We start from the raw sequence: 19,735 nt of genomic DNA, 5'->3' as shown, positions 1-19,735 counted from the left end.
ATAACAAATGGGATTTCATATGTCAATAGTGACGGATTAAAAAATAAAAACCTGCAATTGATGAGTAAAATATCATAAATAATACATATTATATCACTTAAATTAGTTCAAAAACACCATATATTTCTGAAAAAACTATTGACAACGTGTTTTGCGTCATGTATGATATGGGCATGAACAAAAGTTAGCTATGCGAACAAATATATCAAACATGATGGGTGGGAGGAAATATGAAACAATCAGAAGCAGCCCGTTCGGAACAGACACTGTTTTCAGTCAGAGGTATTGTCAAATCATTCGGCTCCAATGCTGTTTTAAAAGGCATCGATTTAAGCGTAGGAGAGGGGGAAGTACTTGCCCTGATTGGCGGAAACGGAGCGGGAAAAAGCACCTTGATGAAAATCATTATGGGTATCTACCAACCGGATGCCGGAAATGTAACGGTTATTGGGGACATGCTTTCGGTATTCAAACCGTCTGTTGCTCTTTCTAAAGGGATATATATGGTTCCCCAGGAACCCATGCTGTTTCCTAATATGACTGTTGAAGAGAATATCCTGATCGGTTTTAGTGAAAATACGGCTGTTCTTAGGAAGCGGCTGCTAAACATCATGGATGAGATCGGCTGGCATCTGGATACGGACCGGAAGGCAATGAGCCTTTCTATCGCAGAACAGCAGCTGGTGGAGCTTTTAAGAGGGCTCTTAAGGCAGGCGAAGCTTCTGATTTTAGATGAACCTACCAGTGCACTGACCTTTGATGAGGTAGAGAGCCTATTCCGGATTGTGGAGGATTTAAAGAAGAAGGGCATTGGGATCATCTATATTACACACCGTCTGGCTGAGGTATTCCAGATCGCTACTCATGTGGCAATTATGAGGGACGGCGTGATTACATTGAAGGGAAAGACCTCGGACTTTACCAGGGAGATGCTGGTTAAGGGGCTGCTTCCTCCCAATATGGATGGGCAGCAGAGAACTGGGGAAAAAGAATCCAGTCATCTGGATTACTCTGCGCTGGAGCCGGTATTTGAACTGAAAGGTTACTCCGGTTACGGATTCCGGGACATAAACCTTAAGATTTATCCTGGAGAGATTCTTGGGGTCGCAGGAGTTGTGGGAGCCGGGCGTACCGAACTTGCAGTTACGATTTTTGGAAAAGATAAGGTTCTTGGAGGGAAGGCTTTTCTGGATGGAAAAGATGTGACAGGTCTTTCCACCAGGGAGGTTTTAAAAACCGGTATCAATTATGTACCGGAAGACCGCCGCTTAAATGGCCTGTTTGGTATCAGTGATGTTGCGGCTAATATCACCTCTGCTCTGGTTCCGGGGAAATCCCTTGGGCGTATATTTTTAAATAGGAAGGCGGAGCAATTGATCACCCGGAAATATGTGGAGGATTTCCGCATCAAGATCACTGGTCAGGATCAGATTGCGGGAAGCCTTTCCGGAGGCAACCAGCAGAAGATCGTAATCGGCCGGTCTCTGTCTACCAATCCAAAGCTGGTGATTCTGGACGAGCCTACGCGTGGTATTGATGCGGCGGCACGGGGAGATGTGTATGCAATTATCCACGAACTGAAAAAACAGGGAGTGGCGGTTATGCTGATTTCTTCTGATATGGAAGAGATTGTAGAGCTTTCAGACCGGGCAGTTGTGGTCTTTCAGGGACGGCTTAGAGGAGAATTAGGCAGACATGAGATCTCCCAGGCAAGCCTTATGGCGGCATCTTTTGGCGTGACAGAAGGAAAGCAGGTGGAAGCATGAAAAAGATTGGAAAAATCCGTGAGTTAAATAGTTTTCTGTTTCTGGCAGGACTGATTTTTCTGGTAGGCCTGGTGAACAGGAGTTTCTGGCAGCCGGCAGCCATATGGAACTGCTTTAATGACAGCGTTGTATTTACCCTTCTGTCGGCAGGAATTGCCTTTGTTATTTTAACGGGAGAAATCGATGTTTCCATTGGGGCTGTGCTGGGCTTATCGGCAGCCGTAGGAGCCGCTCTCTTAAGAGATGGATATGGGGTGGTGATGGCTACGGCAGCTGCTCTGGCCATCGGTATTCTTACCGGACTGGTCAATGGAGTCGGCGTGGCGGTATTTCACATTCCCTCTCTGATTTTTACTTTGGGTGTTAACGGTGTTGTGCGTGGGATGATTTATGTATACACGAAGGGGGCCTGGGTTGAAAACCTTCCGGCGGATTTTACCAGAATGTCAAACCGCATCCTGATTGGAAACTTAACTGTTTTTTATGCGCTGGCAGTTCTTGTGATCTTGATCGGCCATCTTATTTTGACGAAAACGAAAAAGGGAAAATATTTTATCGCAGTCGGAGATCATGCGGCTGGTGCAACCTTGGTGGGAATACCGGCAGATAAAACAAAGATTGCAGCTTATGTCCTGTGCGGAGTGTTTGCTTCCGCCGCAGGTATGATTTATGCGTCCCGCATTGGCTTTATTACGCCCACAGCAGGGAATGGATATGAGATGAAGGCAATTGCTGCCTGCGTTCTGGGAGGCTTAAGTTTAAGCGGCGGGATTGGAAGCCTGGCCGGAGCCTCCATCGGTGCGGTCATCATGTCCTCCATCAGCAGAATTCTTGTCTTTCTTGGATTTTCTTCCGATTATGACAATACGATCACAGGTGTCATGCTGCTGACCATTGTTGTAATTAATACTGTATCTCAGAACCGGGCAGTAGAGAAAAACCGTCACCGGATCCTGTCCGCAAGAACTGCAGAAAAAGGAGGAGAGAAGAAATGAAATCTCATATCTGGAAAAAATGGGAATTTGTACTCTCTTTGATATTAATTCTGGAAATTGTTGTTTTTGCATCAAAGAACAGTAAGTTCCTTATGCCGAGAGTGCTGTTTGGCAGTATGAATGATATCATTTCCATTTGTATTATTTCACTGTTTGTCACCTTTGTAATGATCACAGGAGGAATCGATATCCAGGCTGGTTCCATTGTAGGGCTTTCTTCCATTATTCTGGGAGTTGCCTGGCAGGATGGAGGAGTGAACATTTGGGTTGCCTCCCTGATCGCTATGATTGCAGCCGGGTTTTGCGGCGCCCTTTCCGGCTATTTTATTGCATTCTGCGGCGTACAGCCTATGGTGGTCACTCTTGGAGGGAGTTTTCTGTACTCGGGGATTGCTCTTCTGGTGTCCAATTTGTCAGCAACGGAGAGCTACAAAGGAATCAGCGGTTTCCCGGATGGTTTTTTAAGGCTTTCTAAAGTAAAGCTATTTGGTGTAATTCCAAGTCAGGTGATCATTTTTCTTATCCTGGCAGTGCTGGCTTATTTTCTTCTACATAAAACCAGATATGGCAGACAGGTATTTCTGGTAGGGGTAAATCCCGATGCAGCGGAATATTCCGGTATTCACGCCAAATTCATTATTATGAGCACTTATATTCTTTCTGGAATCAGTTCGGCGGTTGCAGGAATCATCCTGACTTCTTATCTTGGTACGGCAAAAAGCGATATTGGCTCTACCCTGACCCTTCCCATCATCACTGCGGTGGTTTTAGGCGGTACTTTAAGTACAGGAGGAAAAGGAAGCGTACCTGGAACGGCCCTTGCTGCGGTAGTGATCGGTACTTTGAGATTTGGGCTTCCTCTGTGCTTTAAGGTGAGCCAGCAGTATTTGGACATTCCGGCAGGGCTTCTATTACTGGCAGTGGTGACGGGCAGGGCTGTCCTGAATAATCCGGCTCTCAAAGCACGTTTTCTGAAAAGAGAACAAAAGTGATTGGTAACATGGGGTGTAAACCTCATTAATATAAAACGATCAAAACATATAAGGAGGATTTTATTTATGAGAAAAGCAATGGCACTTGTATTAGCAGGACTGATGGCGGCATCGCTGACTGCTTGTGGTAGCTCAGGAAAACCGGCTGCGGCATCTAATGCACCAGCTGGGGAAACGAAAACAGAATCAAAAGCAGAAGAGAGCAAAGACAATACCAGTTCTTCCGGTATTTCTGGAAAAACAGTTGCATTTATTCCTAAGCTGACGGGAAATGCATTTTTTGAATCCGCCAATGCGGGAGCACAGAAGTATGGAAAGACCTGGGATATTACCGTTGACTATCAGGGAAGCGCTAATGCGGCTGTAGCAGACCAGGTTCAGGTAATCAACAATGCGGTGGCAAGCGGCGTGGATGCCCTTTGTGTTTCTTCCGTAGATGCAACAGGGCTTGACTCCGCGTTAAAGGAAGCGGCTGACGCAGGTCTGACTGTGGTCACATGGGATTCTGATGTTTCTGATACAGTGCGTACGTTAATGGTTTCACAAGGAACTCCTGAGATGCTTGGGAAAATGCTGGTAGATATGGGAGTGGATTCTTTAACAAAACGTGGGAAGGATGTCAAAGCTGATGCGGTGAAATACTGCTGGCATTATTCCCAGGCAACGGTAGCGGATCAGAATTCCTGGCAGGTTGCGGGAGAAGCCTATATCAAAGAGAATTATCCTAACTGGGTGAATGTGGCTCCTAATAATTATTATTCCGAACAGGATGCGGAAAAAGCGGTTTCGATCGGTGCTTCTATTCTGGAAGCCAACCCGGATATTGACCTGATTATCTGCAATGACTCTACAGCACTTCCAGGCCAGTGTAAGGCAGCTCAGAACAAGGGTCTTACAAAAGAAGATGTAACCATTACCGGTTTTGCTTCCCCCATGTCCATTAAGGATTACTGCAATGCGGGTGTGATTGAACAGTGGGGGCTCTGGGACTGCCAGGTGCAGGGAGCGATTGGCTGCTATCTTGCCGCCTATCTGTCCGCAGGGAATCAGGTAAAAGTAGGAGACAAGATTGATATTCCGGAAATTGGTACCGTGGAAGTAATGCCAAATGACTGTTTGGTAGAGGGGGCAACCACCGGTGAGGTAAATAATGGAGTTGTTCTCCTTCCAGAGCGTACGGTATTTAATAAAGATAACATGAACAACTATGATTTCTAGTACGGTTGAAACGCCGGGAATCATGACAGTAAATAATATAGAAGCAAAAGGAGAAAGAATATGGCAGATTTGGATGGAATGAAAGTAGAACATGATTATCACCTGGATGAACCATTTGCAAACAATAAGCCTTTTTACGTAAAGGGTGCTGGTCATCTGGATTGGGGAATGAAGAAGCATTTATCGAATATTTTTGATGAGAACAGCGGAAATACGGTGATGTTTGCTTTTGATCATGGATATTTTATGGGTTCTGTATCTGGCCTGGAGAGACTTGATATAGTGGTGCCTAAGCTGCTTCCTAATATCGATGTTTTAATGGGGACAAGAGGGGCAATCAGGAGCTGTGTGCCGGCAGAAGGAAGGAAAGGCATTGCACTGCGTGTGACCTCCGGTTCTTCTATGCTCGACGAGGACTTGTCCCATGAAGTCCTTGCCGTTGATATAGAGGATGTGATTCGTATGAATGCGGATTGTATGGCGGTTCAGACGTTTATTGGAGGGGATGGACAGCTTTCAAGCCTTGATAATCTGTCAAAAGCGGTAAATTTGGGTATGCGTTACAGCATTCCCACCATGGGAGTTGTGGCAGTCGGAAAGCAGATGGAGCGTACAGACCGGTTCTTTAAGCTGGCTACCCGCATTGTGGCAGAGTTAGGTGCCAATATCATAAAAACCTACTACTGTGAAAACTTTGAAGAAGTGGTATCTGCCTGCCCTGTTCCCATTGTGGTAGCAGGAGGTAAGAAACTTCCGGAGAAAGAAGCTCTGGAGCTTGCATATAACTCCATCAGCCAGGGGGCAAAAGGGGTTGATATGGGAAGAAATATCTTCCAGAGTCAGAGCCCTGTGGAGATGAGTGCGGCAGTCCGTAAGATTGTACACGAAGGATTTACTGCGAAAGAGGCTTTTGAGTTCTATCAGGATATGATTCATCAGTAAATAATGGTTTCATTTTTAGGTTAAGTACCTGCCAAATTGGCAGGTACTTTTTTGCTGCAACAGAATCGTTTTTGTGATATGCCAAATGCTATGACTGACGGTAAAACCTTTATGGAAGGGGCGCAGTAAGGGGATTAGACAGTAAGAGGTTAGATACATATATTAATGTATAAAGAGGCGAAAACCCCTTTATATGACTTCAGCTTTGTACAAAGGTCTTACAAGTAAACACCGTAATTTACGCTCTAACAGGAGAGGATTATAATGAATAATTGTAGAAATTGTAATGAAAATCGCTGCCTTGATGAAAAACGCTGCTGTAACTCAACAGGGTCGCAAGGCTGCAGATGCTGCGTGGGACCAACAGGACCACAAGGCGTACCAGGGCCTACCGGACCTACTGGACCAACCGGAGCAACTGGCGCTCAAGGCCCGATGGGACTACAAGGACCTGTTGGACCGATGGGACCAATGGGACCACGGGGATTTATTGGCCCGACCGGCCCGACTGGTGCCCAAGGATCTCAAGGACCGACTGGTCCTACTGGACCCACCGGATCTAGTGGTCTTGCTGGAGCAACCGGCCCTACTGGCCCGACAGGCCCCATAGGGCTTACCGGAGCAACCGGCCCGACCGGAGCAGCCGGAGCAACCGGTCCGACCGGACCTACTGGCTCCATAGGGCTCACCGGAGCAACAGGCCCGACTGGTCCTACCGGACTTAGCGGAGCAACAGGTCCGACCGGCCCGACCGGATCCACCGGCCCGACCGGACCTACTGGCCCCATAGGACTTACCGGAGCAACAGGCCCGACTGGTCCCACCGGTCTTACAGGAGAAACTGGGCCTACCGGACCTACTGGGCCTGCAGGAACGGGCACCAATATGTCAGGAGTAATTCCTTTTGCCATTGACGATGAATATGCCGAGGTTTCCACGGATGACCTGGGCAATCCGTCAATTATTCAATTTGCTGGATTTGAAGCAAATGCAATTAATTCAGGCAGGCCTACACAGCTTCAAGAGGGTGACTGGGCAGCTGGAACGATTACATTTAACTTCGTTAACTATGATCAATTTTACCGTAGTTGTTTTGTTATGCCTTATGATGCAGTCGTAAAAAATATTTATGTACTATTTGGGGCTAAGATGTCACTATTTTTACCGGAAGGATCTACGCTGTTCCCGTTTGCTGCCCTTGCAGTTTTAACTTCAGATATACCTGGGCAGATGACAGGTGAGATGGTATTTACCATTCTTCAGGATACCCTGACTTTTTCGGATCCGTTTATAGCGCCGGTAGGTGGAGGGCAGGTTCCCAAATATACACTTGAAAGAGGTTCCCTGACAGACATCAATGCCTCGATCCCGGCGGGTTCCCTTGTAGGAATTATTGTCGGATGCAGAGCAGAAGGTGTTACTTCGGAACTATTCGTCAGGTTCTCAGTAAGCGGCGGGATTTTGCTTGAGTAAGCAATAGAAGCAGGCCTGTATCCAGCTTTGCAGCATGATACAGGCCTTGCTTTGTAAATAGGAATATCAGGAAGAATAAGGAGGGAAAACCGGCAGTTATGATCAATGACGAAATTATCCGTATGATAGAGGAAGCGGCCCAGTTTCCGGTTTCTGACAGAAAGATTAATCTGTATAAGGATCTGGGGCTTGACTCCCTTTCTTTTATCCATCTTTTACTTAAGATAGAAGATACGTATTCCATTACCTTTGATATTACGGAAATGGAATATTGTCTGGAAGTCGGCCGGATGATTGAACTGGCTGAGAAGAAAGTAAAGGAGAAAGATATAAAATGATCAGAGATTTGTTCATGAATCAAACAAACCTGGAAAAACAAGCGATTATTGACGGAGAAACAAGTATAACGTACCAGAACCTGGTTCAAAAAGCCGCGGCAATACAGGCTTCCCTGCCCAAGAATGATTGGAAAATTGCCGCAATATTTTTACCGGATGGGAGCGATTATATCGCTGCTCTTTTCGGAATATTCCTGTTGGGGAAAACAGCTTTTCCTATAAGTGTCCGCTTGACAAAACACGAAGTTACTCCTCTCCTGGACCAGACATCCACAGATATAATCATTACTTCCATAAGATACCGTTCGTTTTTTGATGAAATAAAATCCATGGATGTACCTGATTTACGGGTGACTTACGTTGAAGAATGCCTGCTGGGGGAATCTATGCCGGTTCTTTTTGAAAACAACCTGGGACCCGATGAACCCATAATTCTCTTAACAACATCAGGTTCTACCGGCAGGGTGAAAATTGTACCTCTTTCAGAAAGGAATGTTGAGACTTCCGTTTTGGGATATATCGATAAAATGTGTTTTGAGGAGATGGATGAGAAGGATATCAGGTACATCCTTGTAGCTCCTTTTTCTTCTGCATACGGAATGATGATCCTGTGTGCATGTCTCATGAAAGCGTTCCCTATGGTTTTTCTCAAGGAAGATTTTACGCTGGACTCCTTTTATAAAGCGGTTCAGGAGAATAGAGTGACCCACTATGAGGGTGGGGCATTGGTTCCCCTTCTGATGGAGCAGACAGCGGGCAGGCCCATTCCTTATGATATTCATTTGTTAAAATATTTCGGATTTGGAGGAAGCAAAGTTTCCGGTACCACATTGAAAAAGCTATTAACAGCTTATCCGGGAATCCAGCTGTGGCAAGGCTACGGGATGACAGAAGCAGCCCCGTTAATAACAAAATGCTCGAAAATCAGTTTGGAGAAACTGGATTCTGTAGGAAAGGCGATAAAGGGGATTGAAATATCCATAGAAGCTGGCGGGGTGATTACGGATATTCCATATACCAATGGGGAAATTCTTGTAAAGGGACCCAATGTGATGTCGGGATATTTTAGAAATGAAGAGGAAACAAAGAAGGTTCTGAAACATGGCTATTTGTATACGGGTGATCTTGGCTACCTGGATGAAGACGGCTATTTGTATATCTGCGGGCGGAAGAAAAACGTAATTATTGTCAGAGGATTCAACGTATATCCGGAAGAAGTGGAAGCCTGTATCTTAAACAGTCTGCTAGTAAATGACTGTGTTGTTTATGGTGAAACGGATCCTTTAGGAATTGAAACCGTATGCGCAGATATGGTTCCGGCCGATCCTTTGGTCAGTCAGGAAAAAATCGAGGAAGAAATCAGGGCTTACTGCAAAGTGCATTTGTCAGGATTTAAACAGCCCCGGAAAATTCAAATAGTTGATGCGATCAGAAAAACTGTATCTGGAAAAAATGAAAGGAGAAAAGGGGAGCAACTATGAATCTGATTTATTTTCAGGGATTAAACTGCTATACCAGCAGCATGTTAAATGCTGCTGTTCTCATAGGAGTGGATTACCGGAATGCGCTTGCTGACTTATGGTCGGAAACAGACTTTACCTATGACCAGATCCACCACTTATATTTATCCAGAAGATTGCCTGCGAATCTGGAAGCCTTGGGTGTAAACCTGAAATTTTTGAATTGCTGCTCCAAACAGGAAATGGAGAAAAATATATCCAGTCTTACCTTAGGACAATATCATGTAGTTGAAATGGATGCATTTTTCATTCCCTGGGTTCCTTATTATCATACATTACACAGTTTCCATTATTTTGTTGCCCGGAAGGAGGAAAAAGGGGTTTTTTCCTGTTTTGATCCTACGTATGATAATCAATATATGGAATTAACAGAGGAAGATATGATTTCCCACGTCTCTGATATTTGCCAGATCCAGAAGGCTTCGGAAAAACAATTTTGTAAGGGAATCCGGCAGGAGGCACAGGAAATTTTGTGCACTCATCAGAAAACACAGGATAATCTCCTTGAGCAAATCAGAGAATGCGCTTATGGAAAACAGAAGAATGGGGAACTGCTTGCAAAGTACATAGATGCTTTGATTAACAACCGATTTCTCTATCTTCATTATCTTCAAAACATGCCATTGTTCAGAGAAACATATGACAGGTATTTCCATAAGGAATACTTCATAAAGTGGACGGCAGTGAAACATGGGTTATATAAGGCTTCTTTCAGGCAGAACAACCGGGAAATCATCCAGGAAGTATGCGGGCATTTCCAGGAACTGATCCAGGAAGAAATGGACATTGCCCGGAAAATTGAGGCATTGAGCCCAGAAGAGATTTAGGAAGAAAAACAGCCAATGGGAACCGGATAATCGGTTCCCATTTTTTTATCTTATAACTTAAATTTATAGTATCGATTCCAATCTCATATATTCTTTTCCCGAAAATTATTTTATTTTAGTTGAAAAATCCCGATAAATGTTCTATTATGAGAAGAAATATATTAGCATAGTACAGTGTCATAGAGGGAGTGGAAGAGATGAATTACAACATTGCAGTGATTCCCGGCGACGGGATCGGGCCTGAAATCATTGGAGAGGCGAGAAAGGTCCTTGATAAAGTGGGAAGTGTATACGGTCATAAGTTCCAGTATACAGAGGTATTGATGGGCGGCATTTCCATTGATGCATATGGAGTTCCCCTAACAGATGAAGCCCTTGAAACAGCGAAAAACAGTGATTCCGTTCTCCTTGGGGCAGTTGGCGGAAATGTAGGAAATTCAAGATGGTACGATGTGGCACCGAATCTGAGACCTGAAGCGGGGCTACTTGCCATCCGTAAGGGTCTTAATTTATTTGCCAATATCCGCCCGGCCTATCTGTATAAAGAGCTATCGGATGCCTGTCCTTTAAAGAAGGAGATCATTGGAGACGGGTTTGACATGGTCATCATGAGAGAACTGACAGGCGGTCTGTATTTCGGAGAGCGGTATACCAAAGCGGTGGATGGCGTTATGACTGCCGTGGATACCCTTACCTACAATGAAATTGAAATAAGAAGAATTGCCGTTAAGGCTTTTGATATTGCCATGAAACGCCGGAAGAAAGTAACCAGTGTTGATAAGGCAAATGTGCTGGATTCCTCCAGACTTTGGAGAAACGTGGTGGAAGAGGTGGCAAAGGATTATCCGGAGGTGGCCTTAACCCATATGCTGGTGGATAACTGTGCGATGCAGCTCGTCATGAATCCGGGACAGTTTGATGTGATCCTTACAGAGAATATGTTCGGCGATATCTTATCCGATGAAGCCAGCATGATCACAGGCTCCATTGGAATGCTATCCTCGGCCAGCATGAATGAAAGCAAATTTGGAATGTATGAACCAAGTCATGGCTCTGCCCCGGATATTGCGGGTAAAAATATTGCAAATCCTATAGCAACCGTTCTTTCCGCCGCTATGATGCTTCGTTATTCCTTTGATCTGGATACAGAAGCGGCAGCCGTGGAGGCAGCCGTGGAGCAGGTGCTTAAGGAAGGATACCGGACGGCAGACATATATTCGGAAACGTGTAAAAAAGTCTCAACCGCAGAGATGGGAGATCTGATTGCGGAACGGATTGGAAAAGAAAAGGAGTGTGCAGCACATGAAAAGTGATTCAGTAAAAAAAGGGATGCAGCAGGCGCCTCACCGTTCCCTGTTTCACGCACTGGGAATGACAGAGGAAGAGATGGATAGACCTCTGATCGGTATTGTCAGTTCTTATAATGAAATCGTACCAGGCCATATGAACCTGGACAAAATAGTGGATGCCGTTAAAATGGGAGTCGCCATGGCAGGCGGTACACCGGTGATGGTTCCGGCCATAGCGGTATGTGATGGAATTGCCATGGGACACATTGGCATGAAATACTCCCTGGTTACCAGGGACCTGGTTGCAGATTCCACAGAATGCCTTGCAAGAGCCCATGCTTTTGACGCTCTGGTCATGGTACCCAACTGTGATAAGAATGTTCCTGGACTCTTAATGGCAGCAGCCCGCATTAACATACCCACAGTGTTCGTCAGTGGCGGACCAATGTTAGCAGGGCGTGTGCACGGCCATAAAACCAGCCTCTCCAGCATGTTTGAGGCGGTGGGTGCTTATACCGCAGGAAACATGACAGAAGAGGATGTAAGGGAATACGAGCAAAAGGCATGCCCTACCTGCGGATCCTGTTCCGGTATGTATACGGCCAACAGCATGAACTGCCTGACCGAGGTTTTGGGAATGGGACTGAAAGGAAACGGAACCATTCCGGCAGTTTATTCGGAACGTCTTAAGTTAGCAAAGCATGCGGGAATGGCAGTTATGGAGATGCTTAAGAAGAACATCTGCCCCCGTGACATCATGACGGAAAAAGCCTTCCGCAATGCCCTGACCATGGATATGGCTTTGGGATGCAGTACCAACAGCATGCTTCATCTTCCTGCCATTGCTCATGAGGCAGGAGTGGATTTAAATCTGGAAATTGCAAATGAGATCAGTGCAAAGACACCGAACCTTTGCCATCTGGCTCCGGCAGGACCCACTTATATGGAAGATTTAAATGAAGCAGGCGGCATTTACGCTGTTATGAATGAGGTCAGCAAGCTGGGACTTCTGGAATTAGACTGTATGACAGTAACAGGTAAAACGGTTGGAGAGAATATTAAGAGTTGTGTAAATAAGAACCCTGAAGTGATCCGGCCGTTAGAAAATCCTTACAGCCAGACTGGCGGAATCGCCATATTAAAGGGAAACCTGGCCCCTGATTCCGCAGTGGTAAAGCGATCCGCCGTAGCGCCTGAGATGCTAAAGCATGAAGGCCCGGCAAGAGTGTTTGATTGTGAGGAGGACGCCATAGCAGCCATCAAGGGCGGAAAGATTGTGGCAGGAGATGTGGTTGTTATCCGTTATGAAGGTCCCAAGGGAGGCCCGGGCATGAGGGAGATGTTAAATCCCACCTCAGCCATTGCAGGCATGGGGTTAGGTTCCTCAGTGGCCCTCATTACCGACGGACGTTTCAGCGGCGCTTCCAGAGGCGCATCCATCGGGCATGCATGTCCGGAGGCAGCGGTGGGTGGTCCCATTGGTCTGGTGGAAGAGGGAGACATCATTTCCATTGATATTGATAACCATCGGTTAGACGTGAAGGTATCTGATGAAGAAATGGCCAGAAGAAAGGCCAATTGGCAGCCAAGGAAACCACAGGTGACCACTGGATATCTGGCACGCTATGCGGCCATGGCCGCCCCGGCAAGCCGGGGAGCGATTCTCGAAATATAAAAAAAGGAGCAGCCTATGAAGACATTGACAGGAGCAGAGATTGTGATCGAATGCCTGAAAGAACAGGAAGTGGATACTGTTTTTGGATATCCGGGCGGTACGATCTTAAATATATACGATGCACTTTATAAACATCAGGACGAGATTACCCATATCCTGACCTCCCATGAACAGGGCGCAGCCCATGCGGCAGACGGATATGCAAGAGCCACCGGCAAGGTGGGAGTTTGTCTGGCCACCTCAGGGCCTGGAGCCACCAACCTGGTAACCGGAATTGCCACCGCATTTATGGATTCCATCCCAATGGTTGCCATTACGTGCAACGTGGCAGTGAGCCTCCTGGGAAGAGACAGCTTCCAGGAGATCGATATCACTGGTGTGACCATGCCTATCACAAAGTACAACTTTATTGTTAAGGATATAACAAAGCTGGCTGATACCATCCGCCGGGCCTTCCAGATCGCACAGACCGGAAGACCGGGACCTGTGCTGGTGGACATCACAAAGGATGTAACCGCCGGCACCTTTGAATATGAATCCCAGACTCCGGAGCTTGTAAAAAGGCAGGAGGATACCATAACCGAGGAGGATTTAGAGACAGCGCTGCAGCTGATCCGGAAATCCCAGAAGCCTTATATCTTCGTAGGAGGAGGGGCGGTTGCTGCCAATGCCTCGGAGGAGCTTTCTTCCTTTGCCCACAAGATTCAGGCCCCGGTGGCGGACAGTCTTATGGGAAAAGGAGCTTTCGACGGAACTGATGAATTGTATACCGGAATGGTAGGAATGCACGGGACCAAGACCTCTAATTTTGGAATTACGGAATGTGACTTATTGATCGTAGTGGGTGCCCGGTTCAGTGACCGGGTGACTGGTAATGCCGCCAAGTTTGCCAAGAGGGCAAAGATTCTTCAGTTTGATGTAGATCCGGCGGAGATAAATAAGAACGTTAAGACATATGCCAGCGTCGTCGGTGATGTAAAAGTGATCTTAAGAAAGCTGAATGCCCGTTTGGATCCCATCAATCATGAAGAGTGGCTGGCCCACATTGACCGGTTGAAGGATATGTATCCCATGCGCTTTGATAAGAGCGCGCTGACCGGTCCCTATATCATTGAAAAGATTTATGAGATCACACAGGGAGACGCCATCATTACAACAGAGGTAGGCCAGCATCAGATGTGGGCTGCCCAGTTCTACCAGTATAAATATCCCAGAAGCTTCCTCTCCTCCGGTGGTCTTGGAACTATGGGCTATGGCCTGGGGGCTTCCCTGGGTGCCAAGCTTGGCTGCAAGGATAAGGTAGTCATTAACGTGGCAGGAGACGGATGTTTCCGTATGAATATGAATGAGATTGCCACGGCTACCCGCTACAATATTCCCATCATTCAGGTGGTTTTAAACAACCACGTGTTAGGCATGGTCCGTCAGTGGCAGACCCTGTTCTATGGAAAGAGATATTCACATACAGTTCTAAATGATCAGGTGGATTTTGTAAAGGTAGCGGAAGGGCTGGGAGCTAAGGCTTACCGTGTGACCAGTAAGGACGATTTTGAGCCTGTCCTTAAAGAAGCTATAGAGTTAAACGTTCCTGTTGTTATAGATTGTCAGATTCATTGTGATGACAAGGTATTCCCAATGGTATCACCGGGAGCGCCCATCCAGGATGCGTTTGATGCAGAAGACTTAAAGATTTAAGACAAAAGTATGAGGAGGAAGATTATGAGCAGAGTGTACAATTTTTCCGCAGGGCCTGCTGTGCTGCCGGAAGAAGTCCTGAGAGAAGCCGCAGAGGAGATGATGGATTACAGAGGTTGTGGTATGTCAGTCATGGAGATGAGCCACAGGTCTAAGATGTTCGAATCCATCATCGGTAATGCAGAAGCGGATTTACGGGATTTATTGAAGATTCCGGACAATTACAAGGTATTATTTCTACAGGGCGGAGCCTCCCAGCAGTTTGCTATGGTTCCCATGAACTTATTCAAGAATCGCGTAGGGGATTACATCATTACGGGACAGTGGGCTAAGAAGGCATACCAGGAAGCAAAGCTTTACGGTACGGCCAATGCGGTTGCGTCAAGCGCCGACAAGACCTTCAGTTATATCCCGGATGTTTCGGATCTGCCGATTTCTGATGATGCGGATTACGTTTATATCTGTGAAAATAACACAATTTACGGGACTAAGTATAAAACATTGCCAAATACAAAAGGAAAAACACTTGTTGCCGATCTCTCCTCCTGTTTCTTATCGGAACCTATTGACATTTCAAAATACGGCCTGATTTTTGCAGGCGCCCAGAAGAACGTAGGGCCTGCAGGCGTGGTCATCGCCATCATCCGGGAAGACTTGATCACAGAGGATGTGCTTCCGGGAACGCCTACCATGCTCCGATATAAGACTCATGCCGATGAGAAATCTCTTTATAACACACCGCCGGCTTATGGAATCTATATCTGCGGAAAGGTATTTAAGTGGTTAAAAAACCTTGGCGGTCTGGAAGCCATGAAAGAACTCAATGAAAAGAAGGCAGCCATTTTATATGATTATCTGGACCAGAGCAATATGTTTACCGGTACTGTAGTAAAGGAAGACCGTTCTCTGATGAATGTGCCATTTGTGACCGGAAGCGAGGAACTGGATGCACTGTTTGTAAAGGAATCAAAGGCAGCAGGTTTTGAAAACTTAAAAGGCCACCGGAGCGTAGGCGGTATGCGTGCCAGCATTTATAACGCCATGCCCATAGAAGGTGTGGAGAAGCTGGTTTCCTTTATGAAGGATTTTGAAGCAAAGCATGGGAAATGACCATACAGTTAAGAGAGGAGACATGATGAGAAAAATTCATTGCCTCAATGCGGTTTCCAGCTGCGGAACCGCATTGCTGACAGAAGATTATACCTTAACAGATGACATAAAAGAAGCGGATGGTGTCCTTGTCCGAAGCGCTTCCATGCATGAGCTTGAATTCCCTGAGGATCTTTTAGCCATTGCAAGAGCTGGGGCAGGAGTCAATAACATTCCCCTGGATGAGTGTGCCGCAAAGGGAATCGTGGTGTTCAATACACCGGGAGCCAATGCCAACGGAGTCAAGGAGCTGGTCGTTGCAGGCCTTATGCTGGCTTCAAGGGATATTGAAGGAGGCATCCGCTGGTGTAAAGACAATAAGGATGATGAGAATATTGCAAAATCTGCGGAAGTAGCTAAAAAAGCCTTTGCAGGATATGAAATTAAAGGAAAGAAGCTGGGCGTCATCGGACTTGGAGCCATTGGCGCGGAAGTGGCCAATGCCTGCACTTCCTTAGGGATGGAGGTTTATGGGTATGATCCCTACATTTCCATAAATGCGGCATGGAAGCTTTCCAGAAATATCAAGCACATCACATCCGTAGATACCATTTACCAGGAATGCGATTACATAACCCTTCACCTGCCGTTAATTGATTCCACAAAAGAAATGGTGAATAAGGCTGCTCTTGAACGTATGAAGGATGGCGTTGTGATTTTAAACTTCTCAAGAGATGTCCTGGTGAATGAAGATGATATGGCAGATGCCTTAAAAACCGGCAAGGTGAAAAAATATGTGACGGATTTCCCCAATCCAAAATCCGTTCATATGGAAGGAGCCATCGTTATCCCTCACTTAGGGGCTTCTACCGAGGAATCCGAGGATAACTGTGCCAAAATGGCGGTAGAAGAGATCGTGGATTACATTGATAACGGGAATATCCGCAATTCCGTAAACTTTCCTGCCTGTGATATGGGAGTGTGCAAGGCAGCAAGCCGTATCGCAGTGCTTCACTTAAATATTCCAAACATGATCGGGCAGATTACAGGAACACTGGCAGCAGGAGATATGAACATCTCTGATATGACCAACAAAAGCCGTGAAAAGTACGCATATACTCTGCTCGACTTGGAAAGCGTTCCGGATGAAGAGAGCATACGGAAGCTAAGTGAAATCAAGGGCGTACTCCGGGTGAGGGTAGTTAAATAGAGTAGGAGTTTAGCCATGTCATTCATCATTTAGCGGGTAGATGTATTTCCAAAGGGGAAAGATATGGGCCGCTAAATGATTCATGCCGGGCGTCAGCCCTATAGAAACATGTATGTGATTTGTGCTTAGTAAGCTAGCTCGCCGCACAAATTACATACATGTTTCTGCATGACTGAACTGTAAGCAAATAAAGGAGATACTATGGCAATTGTAAAACCATTTCAATGCGTTAGACCTGATGAACGGTATGCCAGTCAGGTGGCAGCCCTTCCCTATGACGTATACAGCCGTAAGGAGGCCTGCCAGGTAACGGCAGCCAACCCAAGGTCATTTTTAAACATTGACAGGCCGGAGACCCAGTTTTCTGATGACGTGGATACCTATGATGACCGTGTTTATGAAAAAGCCGGGGAAATGCTGAAAAGCTGGATCGAGGACGGGACTCTTAAAAAAGATTGTTTGGAAGCCTATTATATCTATGAACTTACGATGAATGGAAGGCGCCAGACGGGAATCGTGGCTTGTTCTTCCATTGATGATTATGTGAATGGAGTCATAAAAAAACACGAAAACACCAGAGAGGAAAAGGAAGTGGACCGGATCCGCCATGTGGATACCACCGATGCACAGACAGGCCCCATTTTTCTGGCCTACCGTTCCAATGAAACGGTCAATAAAATTGTGAATTTAATAACAGACACTGAGCCTTTGTATGATTTTACGGCAGAAGACGGGATCAGCCACAGGGTATGGCAGATCCATGACAAAGACAGCATCTCCCTGATCGAGAAGGCTTTCCAGACGATCCCCTCTACTTATATCGCAGATGGCCATCACAGGGCGGCTTCCGCTGTAAAGGTTGGGCTTAAGAGGCGCATGGAAAATCCGGGATATACAGGAGAAGAACCCTTTAACTATTTCCTTTCCGTGCTGTTTCCCCATGACCAGCTGATGATCATGCCATATAACCGGGTGGTAAAGGATTTAAACGGCCTTACAGAAGATGAGTTTCTTCAAAAGGCAGGGCAGTCCTTTGAAGTATCCTGTATGGGAACCGAGGCCTTTGCACCTATGGACAAAGGATCCTTTGGTATGTACTTAAACCGGAAGTGGTACTGCTTAAAAGCTTTCAATTCCTTAAAATCCACAGATCCGGTAAAGGGCCTGGATGTATCCATCCTCCAGGATTATCTGCTTGGTCCTGTTTTGGGAATCGGAGATCCCAGAACGGATAAGAGAATTGATTTTATCGGAGGGATCCGTGGGCTTAACGAACTGGAGAAACGGTGCAGCCAGGATATGAAAGTGGCATTTTCCATGTACCCCACCTCCATTCAGGAGCTGTTTGCCGTGGCGGATGCAGGGCTTTTGATGCCTCCTAAATCCACATGGTTCGAGCCAAAGCTCCGCAGCGGATTATTTATCCATCTTCTAAAATAAAACACGCCGTCCCCGGCTGGCAAAAGCCTATGGGGACGGCGTTTCTTTTTCTGGTTCTTTATTTAGCTGTTCATCCCGGTAAGCGGCATAAACCTCGAGAAGCTGAGGGCGTTTTACAACCCCGATTTTTTGAAAGATATTATGAACATGCGTTTTCGCTGTTCCCAGTGAGATGTATAAATCCTCACTTATTTCCTGATTGGTTTTATCCATGAGAAGCACTCTCAGTATTTCCCTCTCCCTTGCGGTAAGATGGTTCGCTTCGCTGAAACGGTACAGAACACTTTCTTCTATATCAGAGGGCAGGTTTCCCCTGGTATTGCTGGTTACTTCCGAAACAATGGTATTATTCTTTAACAATATCATCAGGTAGTACATAAGATATCCGGCAGAAAATAAGGCATAAATGAGATATAGAATATCAGAGGTTAAACTCCTGTTATTCATATTAATATAATATTTTGAATAAGTATCAAAATTAAAGATTACAATGGTATCTTCCGCAATGATGAGTATATTCATGATAACAGTGATATAAAAAAGTCTTTTACACCATTTAAAGAAAGGGTCCTGATATTCCTCAGGATTCTTTTTTAATATCCTTAGACATTCCGCTCCTATATAAGCGTTGTAAAGCTGGCTTGGGAGGAAATAGAGCCATATTTTCCAGGCACTGTTATCCATGGCCGGAACAAACAGCATGAAAGTCACGTATACTGCTAAAATTCCATAATCACGATAGGTTATCATCCTGTTTAACAGCCGTTTGAAGATGGTTAAGTATCCCAGTGACAGGATCAGGTAGATCATGGTCTTATGGGTCGGAACGATCATAAAAATCCTATTATAAGATTCTGCAAAATTCCCAAACATTTCTGATGCAAAAATCACAATATCATCCGTTAAAACTGCTCCGAATATAATCCCTATCCATAACAGGATCTTTTCTTTTCCATTAATAAAGAGCGAAAAAGACGTCCAAAAGACTCCGGAGTAGATCATGATCAAAACCAGATTGTAAATGAATAAGATACCTTTTCCCATAATTCCTCCTGACTTTTGTTCGTCCTCAAGCTGCCCATCATCAGTATAGCAAATAAAAAAGTTTTTTCAACTCCTAATTTTCTTGAAAAGCTCACTTTTTAGTGCATGTTGCACAAAAGTTTAGGAAAGTTTATGTGGATTAGAGTTAAAAGTGTTATAAATATCTACCCCCTGGTTGAATTCTCAACCGGCGTGAAAACTGCTATTTTCATCTTGTGACGA

16 protein-coding genes are annotated in these 19,735 nt (G+C 45.6%); 15 read left to right on the top strand and 1 reads right to left on the bottom strand.

The genetic code is table 11. The annotated features are described in order from the left end of the window. Nucleotides 1-230: 230 nt before the first annotated feature. The 15 genes from BMW45_RS02720 (at nucleotide 231) to BMW45_RS02650 (ending at nucleotide 18,469) form a co-directional block, all read left to right on the top strand. Nucleotides 231-1,766, top strand: coding sequence for a sugar ABC transporter ATP-binding protein (locus tag BMW45_RS02720; protein ID WP_092240436.1), 1,536 nt, complete (start codon nucleotides 231-233; stop codon nucleotides 1,764-1,766). After that, nucleotides 1,763-2,761: an ABC transporter permease gene (locus tag BMW45_RS02715; RefSeq protein WP_025231381.1), complete on the top strand. Its 999-nt coding sequence runs from the start codon at nucleotides 1,763-1,765 to the stop codon at nucleotides 2,759-2,761. Before BMW45_RS02720 ends, BMW45_RS02715 begins: the two co-directional genes overlap by 4 nt. After that, entirely contained in the window at nucleotides 2,758-3,753 is a 996-nt protein-coding gene (locus BMW45_RS02710; RefSeq protein ID WP_092240435.1) for an ABC transporter permease, read from the top strand. Before BMW45_RS02715 ends, BMW45_RS02710 begins: the two co-directional genes overlap by 4 nt. 66 nt (nucleotides 3,754-3,819) lie before the next feature. Beyond that, nucleotides 3,820-4,971: a substrate-binding domain-containing protein gene (locus tag BMW45_RS02705; protein ID WP_092240434.1), complete on the top strand. Its 1,152-nt coding sequence runs from the start codon at nucleotides 3,820-3,822 to the stop codon at nucleotides 4,969-4,971. A gap of 60 nt (nucleotides 4,972-5,031) precedes the next feature. Beyond that, nucleotides 5,032-5,913, top strand: a complete 882-nt coding sequence (lsrF, locus tag BMW45_RS02700) for a 3-hydroxy-5-phosphonooxypentane-2,4-dione thiolase (RefSeq protein ID WP_092240433.1) — start codon at nucleotides 5,032-5,034, stop codon at nucleotides 5,911-5,913. Nucleotides 5,914-6,177: 264 nt separating this feature from the next. Further along, complete coding sequence (locus BMW45_RS28695) at nucleotides 6,178-7,386, top strand: collagen-like domain-containing protein (RefSeq protein WP_092240432.1); 1,209 nt, start codon at nucleotides 6,178-6,180, stop codon at nucleotides 7,384-7,386. 98 nt (nucleotides 7,387-7,484) lie between these two features. Further along, nucleotides 7,485-7,724 (top strand): acyl carrier protein, encoded by a 240-nt coding sequence (locus BMW45_RS02690; protein WP_092240431.1) that lies wholly within the window; start codon nucleotides 7,485-7,487, stop codon nucleotides 7,722-7,724. Continuing rightward, a complete protein-coding gene (locus BMW45_RS02685) occupies nucleotides 7,721-9,205 on the top strand; it encodes a class I adenylate-forming enzyme family protein (RefSeq protein ID WP_092240430.1) in 1,485 nt (494 codons plus the stop codon). The genes BMW45_RS02690 and BMW45_RS02685 overlap by 4 nt, the downstream gene beginning before the upstream one ends. Next, nucleotides 9,202-10,071 (top strand): hypothetical protein, encoded by an 870-nt coding sequence (locus BMW45_RS02680; protein ID WP_092240429.1) that lies wholly within the window; start codon nucleotides 9,202-9,204, stop codon nucleotides 10,069-10,071. Before BMW45_RS02685 ends, BMW45_RS02680 begins: the two co-directional genes overlap by 4 nt. Nucleotides 10,072-10,268: 197 nt before the next feature. Then, a complete protein-coding gene (gene leuB / locus BMW45_RS02675; RefSeq protein ID WP_092240428.1) occupies nucleotides 10,269-11,384 on the top strand; it encodes a 3-isopropylmalate dehydrogenase in 1,116 nt (371 codons plus the stop codon). Then, complete coding sequence (gene ilvD, locus BMW45_RS02670) at nucleotides 11,374-13,035, top strand: dihydroxy-acid dehydratase (RefSeq protein WP_092240427.1); 1,662 nt, start codon at nucleotides 11,374-11,376, stop codon at nucleotides 13,033-13,035. Before leuB ends, ilvD begins: the two co-directional genes overlap by 11 nt. Before the next feature lie 15 nt (nucleotides 13,036-13,050). After that, nucleotides 13,051-14,730: a biosynthetic-type acetolactate synthase large subunit gene (ilvB, locus tag BMW45_RS02665; RefSeq protein ID WP_092240426.1), complete on the top strand. Its 1,680-nt coding sequence runs from the start codon at nucleotides 13,051-13,053 to the stop codon at nucleotides 14,728-14,730. A 24-nt stretch (nucleotides 14,731-14,754) separates the two neighbouring features. Further along, nucleotides 14,755-15,840, top strand: a complete 1,086-nt coding sequence (gene serC, locus BMW45_RS02660) for a 3-phosphoserine/phosphohydroxythreonine transaminase (RefSeq protein ID WP_092240425.1) — start codon at nucleotides 14,755-14,757, stop codon at nucleotides 15,838-15,840. A gap of 25 nt (nucleotides 15,841-15,865) precedes the next feature. Beyond that, entirely contained in the window at nucleotides 15,866-17,029 is a 1,164-nt protein-coding gene (locus BMW45_RS02655) for a phosphoglycerate dehydrogenase (protein ID WP_092240424.1), read from the top strand. A gap of 201 nt (nucleotides 17,030-17,230) precedes the next feature. Beyond that, nucleotides 17,231-18,469: a DUF1015 domain-containing protein gene (locus BMW45_RS02650; RefSeq protein WP_092240423.1), complete on the top strand. Its 1,239-nt coding sequence runs from the start codon at nucleotides 17,231-17,233 to the stop codon at nucleotides 18,467-18,469. 27 nt (nucleotides 18,470-18,496) lie between these two features. Here the strand turns inward: BMW45_RS02650 and BMW45_RS02645 are convergent, their stop codons facing one another. Beyond that, on the bottom strand, nucleotides 18,497-19,513 hold the full coding sequence (locus BMW45_RS02645; protein WP_092240422.1) for a helix-turn-helix domain-containing protein: 1,017 nt from the start codon (nucleotides 19,511-19,513) through the stop codon (nucleotides 18,497-18,499). Nucleotides 19,514-19,735: the final 222 nt, after the last annotated feature.

It is taken from the genome of Lacrimispora sphenoides (genome assembly GCF_900105215.1).
Classification (GTDB): domain Bacteria; phylum Bacillota; class Clostridia; order Lachnospirales; family Lachnospiraceae; genus Lacrimispora; species Lacrimispora sphenoides_A.
The sequence above is the reverse complement of the archived record's forward strand: the minus strand, read 5'-3'. Positions and strand labels throughout refer to the sequence as shown.